Source organism: Rhodococcus sp. CX (assembly GCF_015865005.1).
Classification (GTDB): Bacteria; Actinomycetota; Actinomycetes; order Mycobacteriales; family Mycobacteriaceae; genus Rhodococcus.
Genome location: NZ_JADZGH010000090.1, coordinates 3,274 through 8,271 on the forward strand (window position 1 = coordinate 3,274; position 4,998 = coordinate 8,271).

Sequence of the window (4,998 nt, forward strand, 5' to 3'; positions counted from 1 at the left end):
TCGGGGACCGTCCGGATTCGGGCGTGCCGGGTCAGGCGGCCAGGAACCCTGCCACGGATCGGTTGAACTCCTCGGCGTGCTCGAGCTGAGCCCAGTGCCCGCACCGGTTGAGCAGCAACAGCCGGGAGTCCGGGATGAGGGTGCACAGTTTCAGGCCGTTCTCGAAGTGCACCACACGGTCGTCGCGGCCGTGGATGATCAACGCCGGCACCGAGATCGACGCCAATTCCGCGTCGGTCGCGCGGTGCGGGCGGTCCTTGCCGATCCCGGTGATGAAGTTCTCCAGGTGGTGTGGAACGGATTTCGCGTTACGGGAGCGTTCCTCGGCGAGCGCGTCGCTCGCGAACGCGGGGTCGTAGGTCATGACGTCGACCAGCGCGCGCATCGATTCCGGTGACGGATCGCGGTAGGCCTGCTGCAGGACCTTCAGACCTTCGGTCGGTCCGTCGGCCGGCCCGAACAGCTTCGAGCCGCCCGCGCCCGCGCCCATGGTCACGATGTGGGTGACGCGCTCGGGTGCGGTGGCCGCGACCTTCAGGCACGTCGCGCCTCCCATCGAGTTGCCGATGAACGCGGCGGACTCGATCTGCAGCGCATCGAGGAATTCGACGGCCGTCCGGTGATGGCACCGCTCGGCGGGCGTGACCGCCGCGGAACGACCCCATCCGGGCATGTCCACCGCGAGGCACCGGAACTGGGATCCGAGCGCCTTCATGTTCGCCGAGAAGTTGCTCCACCCGGTCGCGCCGGGACCCGAACCGTGGAGGAACACGACCGGCCGGCCTTCCCCGTACTCGTGGTAGTGCACTTGCCCACTGGGGGTGTCGACAACCTTGCTGGTCGCCTCCTCGGTGAACGGGGTCATTGATCTCTCCTCGATCGTCGGTCAGCGAAATGCTGTTTGCCGGGAGCGTGCCGCAGTGTTGCGCCGGACACCACCGAAAGGTTCCGAGAGTTGGAACGAACACCTACCCGAACCGAAGTTTCAGGCTTTGGAACACAGCTCTGGTCTGTCTCGGTGACGCAGCACACGATGGTGTCCGTCCCGGCCACCAGGTCACCGACGGTCCACAACCGTTGGTCTTCGTCCATCCGGCCGGGGACTGTCACGCCGAAGCGCGGCCGAACACCGCGTCGGCGCCATGACCGAGGAAGGACATTCCGTGACCCCGACCGTGAAGGCACTGGGCTATCTCGTCGTCGAGACGACGCGGTTCGACGAATGGAGGAGATTCGGAACTGCGTTGTGCGGCATGCAGATCGCAGAGGAGACCGATGACGTTCTCCGCTTCCGCGTCGACGGCAAGATCTACCGCGTCGAGGTTCGTCGCGCCGATCGCGACGGCGTCGGCGTGATCGGGTGGGAGGTCGGCGGTCCCGCCGAACTCGAAGCTCTGCGCGCAAAGCTGGATGCGGCCGGATACGCGACGACGCCGGGTTCCCCCGAGGACGCACGCAATCGCGGTGTCATCGAACTGTTCTCGTTCGCCGATCCCGACGGCCTCGCGTCGATCGAGATCTACTACGGGCTCACCGAGTCCCTCGAGCGCTTCGCGTCACCGACCGGAGTGTCCTTCGTTGCAGGCGAACACGGACTCGGGCACGTTCTCCAGGTCGTCACCGACCGGCAGGTGTACTGGAATCTGTACGTCGACGTGCTCGGTATGAAGTTCACCGACCTGGTCAACTCACCGAAGCGGCAGGCGGAACTTCTTTTCCTGCACTGCAATCAGCGGCACCACTCGTACGCTTTCGCCGAGATCGACGATGTGGAACCGGGAATCGGGCACATGATGCTCGAAGTGTCCGACCTCGATGCGGTCGGACGCGCCTACGACAAGGTCCTCGACGGCGAGGCACCCTTGATCACGACCTTCGGCAAGCACACGAACGACGAGATGCTCTCGTTCTACGTGCGCACCCCTTCGGGATTCGGTCTGGAATTCGGCACCGGCGGAATCCTCGTCGACGACACCTGGCGTCCGGCCCGGTACGAAGACGCCCACTACTGGGGACATCGGCGGGCGGATCCCGTCGCCTCCCTGCTCCCCGCCGCCGATGTCGACTAGAGTACGAAACGAGAGGTAGCTGATGTTCGAGGTCAAAGCCCGCGTGCTGGAACTGTCCGACTACTGGCGCGACCACGCCGCCGAAATCGAAGCAGCCGGACAGATCACCGACGAGAGCGCGGCCAAGCTGCGCGAGATCGGCGCTATGCGCATGCTCCAGCCCAAGCGCTACGGCGGCTACGAGTGCCACCCCAGAGACTTCTTCGAGACCCTGCTCGAGCTCGGCAGTCGATGCTCGTCCACGGGCTGGGTCGCCGGCGTCGTCGGTGTGCACGCCCACGAGCTCGCGCAGACCGACCCGCAGCTGCAGGAAGAGGTGTGGGGCGAGAACGAGGACACCTGGGTCGCATCTCCCTACGCGCCGATGGGTCGCGCCAAGCCCGTCGACGGTGGGTACATCTTCAACGGACGCTGGTCCTTCTCCTCGGGCACCGATCAGTGCCAGTGGGTGATGATCGGTGGCCTGATCCTGAACGAGGACGGGCAGCCGGACGGAACCGGCACGCATCACTTCTGCCTTCCCCGTGGTGACTACGAGATCGTCGCCGACTCCTGGGAGGTCATGGGCCTGCGCGGCACCGGCTCGAAGGATCTGATCGTCCGCGACGCATTCGTGCCTGCCCACCGGGTCATCAACCAGGAGGAGATCGTCGCGGGTACCGCTGCCCGGGCGATGGGCCTGGACAACCCGCTCTACTCGATCCCCCGCCAGACGATGTTCTCGGGCGCGATCACGGCGGGCACCCTCGCCATCTGCCAGGGCGTCCTGCGCGAGTACATCGAGCACAGCCGCGCCCGGGTGTCGCGACTGTCGGGAAGTGCCAGCCAGGACCCGAACAGCCTCGCCATCCTCGGTGAGGCGGCGGCCGACATCCAGGCGTCCATCCAGCACTTCCTCTGGGACGTCGATCGCGTCTACGACATGGCCGCGGCGGGCGAGACGATCACCAAGGATCTCCGGATCGAGGTCCGGCGGAACCAGGTCAACGCGAGTGCCCGCGCCGTGCAGGCGGCGGACCGCCTGTTCGTCAACACCGGCGGCGCCGCCCTGCACACCTCGCACCCGATCCAGCGGATGTGGCGCGATGCCCACGCTGCGATGAACCACATGATGAACACCACCGCTCCGGTGTACGTCCAGTACGGACTCAACCTGTTCGGCCACGAACTTCCGCCCACCGCGCGGTACTGACCCGAACTACGGCGGGGCGTGCTCGCCACCCCCGTGCATCCCGAAATCATCTCCAACCCAGCGCATTCCGTTGACGTGCGCCGGTGCCGATATTCACGAATCTTCATTTTCGACGAGAGGTAGACCGATGACTGCAAGCCGTGTGATCGTCGTGGGAGCCGGCAACGCTGCCCTCTGCGCAGCGCTGGCCGCCCGCGAACGGGGCTCGGAAGTCCTGGTGCTCGAGCGGGCCGACCAGGACCGCCGCGGTGGCAACACCGCCTTCACCGCCGGCGCGATGCGCGTCGCGTACGCCGGCGTGGACGACCTGCGCCGCCTGATGCCGGACCTGACCGACGAAGAGGTCGCCAACACGGACTTCGGTTCGTACACGGCCGAGGACTTCCTCGACGACCTCGCGCGGGTGACCGAGTACCGCACCGACCCCGACCTCGCCGGGATCCTCGTCGAGCAGAGCTACCCGACGCTGTCCTGGATGAAGGACAAGGGTGTGCGCTTCATGCCGATCTACGGCCGGCAGGCGTTCAAGGTCGACGGCAAGTTCAAGTTCTGGGGCGGCCTGACCGTCGAGGTGAACGGGGGTGGTCCCGGCCTCGTCGACTACCTGTCCAAGGCCGCCGAGCGCGACGGGATCAAGATCGAGTACGGCGCCCGCGTGGTCTCCCTGATCCACGGCGACGAGGGTGTCACCGGTGTGAAGGTCACCCAGAACGGCCAGACCCGCGAGGAGCACGCCGACGCGGTCATCCTCGCCAGCGGCGGCTTCCAGGCGAACACCGAGTGGCGCACCCGCTACCTCGGCCCGTCCTGGGACCTCGCGAAGGTGCGCGGCACCATGTTCAACACAGGCGACGGCCACCGGATGGCCCTCGGCATCGGTGCCAGCCCGACCGGCAACTGGTCCGGCTGCCACGCCGTCGGCTGGGAGCGCAACGCGCCCGAATTCGGTGATCTCGCCGTCGGCGACGGCTTCCAGAAGCACAGCTACCCGTTCGGCATCCTGGTCAACGCCGAGGGCAAGCGATTCGTCGACGAGGGCGCGGACTTCCGCAACTACACCTACGCGAAGTACGGCCGCCGCATCCTGGAGCAGCCGAACCAGTTCGCGTGGCAGATCTTCGACCAGAAGACCACGAACCTGCTGCGCGACGAGTACAAGATCCGTCAGGTCACGAAGGTCACCGCCCCGACGCTCGAAGCGCTCGCCGAGAAGCTCGAAGGCGTCGACCCCGCCGGCTTCCTCGCCGAGGTCGCGGCCTACAACGCCGCAGTCGATACCTCCGTGGAGTTCAACCCCAACATCAAGGACGGCCGGTCCACCCGCGGGCTCGCGGTGAACAAGACCAACTGGGCGAACACCCTCGACGAGGGACCGTTCGAGGCCTACCAGGTCACCTGTGGCATCACGTTCACCTTCGGTGGTCTGCGGATCAACACCGACGCCCAGGTCCTCGACACCGACATGAACCCGATCCCCGGGCTGTACGCGGCGGGTGAGCTCGTCGGTGGCATCTTCTACTTCAACTACCCCGGCGGCTCCGGGCTGACGAACGGTGCGGTGTTCGGCCGGATCGCCGGATACCACGCCGCGGACAACGCGCTGGCGAGCTGATTCGGAACCTCGCCGACGAAAACGACACCCGCTCACGTCCAGGACGTGAGCGGGTGTCGTTTCGGTATGCGCCTTAGTGGTCCTGGTCAGAAGTTCGTCGGGGGTCGTTGCCAGGCGGTGGGATC

4 protein-coding genes are annotated in these 4,998 nt (G+C 66.4%); 3 read left to right on the top strand and 1 reads right to left on the bottom strand.

The features are described 5' to 3' along the window. Positions 1 to 31 precede the first annotated feature (31 nt). Positions 32 to 865, bottom strand: a complete 834-nt coding sequence (locus tag I0Q12_RS09590) for an alpha/beta fold hydrolase (protein ID WP_197251705.1) — start codon at positions 863 to 865, stop codon at positions 32 to 34. A gap of 298 nt (positions 866 to 1,163) precedes the next feature. On the opposite strand from I0Q12_RS09590, the gene I0Q12_RS09595 reads away from it, so the two are divergent. The 3 genes from I0Q12_RS09595 to tcuA all read left to right on the top strand — a co-directional run bounded on the left by I0Q12_RS09595 (position 1,164) and on the right by tcuA (position 4,873). Next, the gene (locus I0Q12_RS09595; RefSeq protein WP_248676264.1) at positions 1,164 to 2,069 is read left to right on the top strand and encodes a VOC family protein; all 906 of its coding nucleotides are present in this window, start codon (positions 1,164 to 1,166) and stop codon (positions 2,067 to 2,069) included. Positions 2,070 to 2,091: 22 nt separating this feature from the next. Continuing rightward, the gene (locus I0Q12_RS09600) at positions 2,092 to 3,261 is read left to right on the top strand and encodes a hydroxylase (protein WP_197251707.1); all 1,170 of its coding nucleotides are present in this window, start codon (positions 2,092 to 2,094) and stop codon (positions 3,259 to 3,261) included. Between the two features lie 127 nt (positions 3,262 to 3,388). After that, positions 3,389 to 4,873, top strand: coding sequence for an FAD-dependent tricarballylate dehydrogenase TcuA (gene tcuA, locus I0Q12_RS09605; protein WP_197251708.1), 1,485 nt, complete (start codon positions 3,389 to 3,391; stop codon positions 4,871 to 4,873). The last annotated feature ends 125 nt before the right edge of the window (positions 4,874 to 4,998 follow it).

Coding starts and splice junctions, on each gene's coding strand:
- tcuA (WP_197251708.1), top strand. CDS start 3,389: ATGACTGCAAGCCGTGTGATCGTCGTGGGAGCCGGCAACGCTGCCCTC.
- I0Q12_RS09590 (WP_197251705.1), bottom strand. CDS start 865: ATGACCCCGTTCACCGAGGAGGCGACCAGCAAGGTTGTCGACACCCCC.
- I0Q12_RS09600 (WP_197251707.1), top strand. CDS start 2,092: ATGTTCGAGGTCAAAGCCCGCGTGCTGGAACTGTCCGACTACTGGCGC.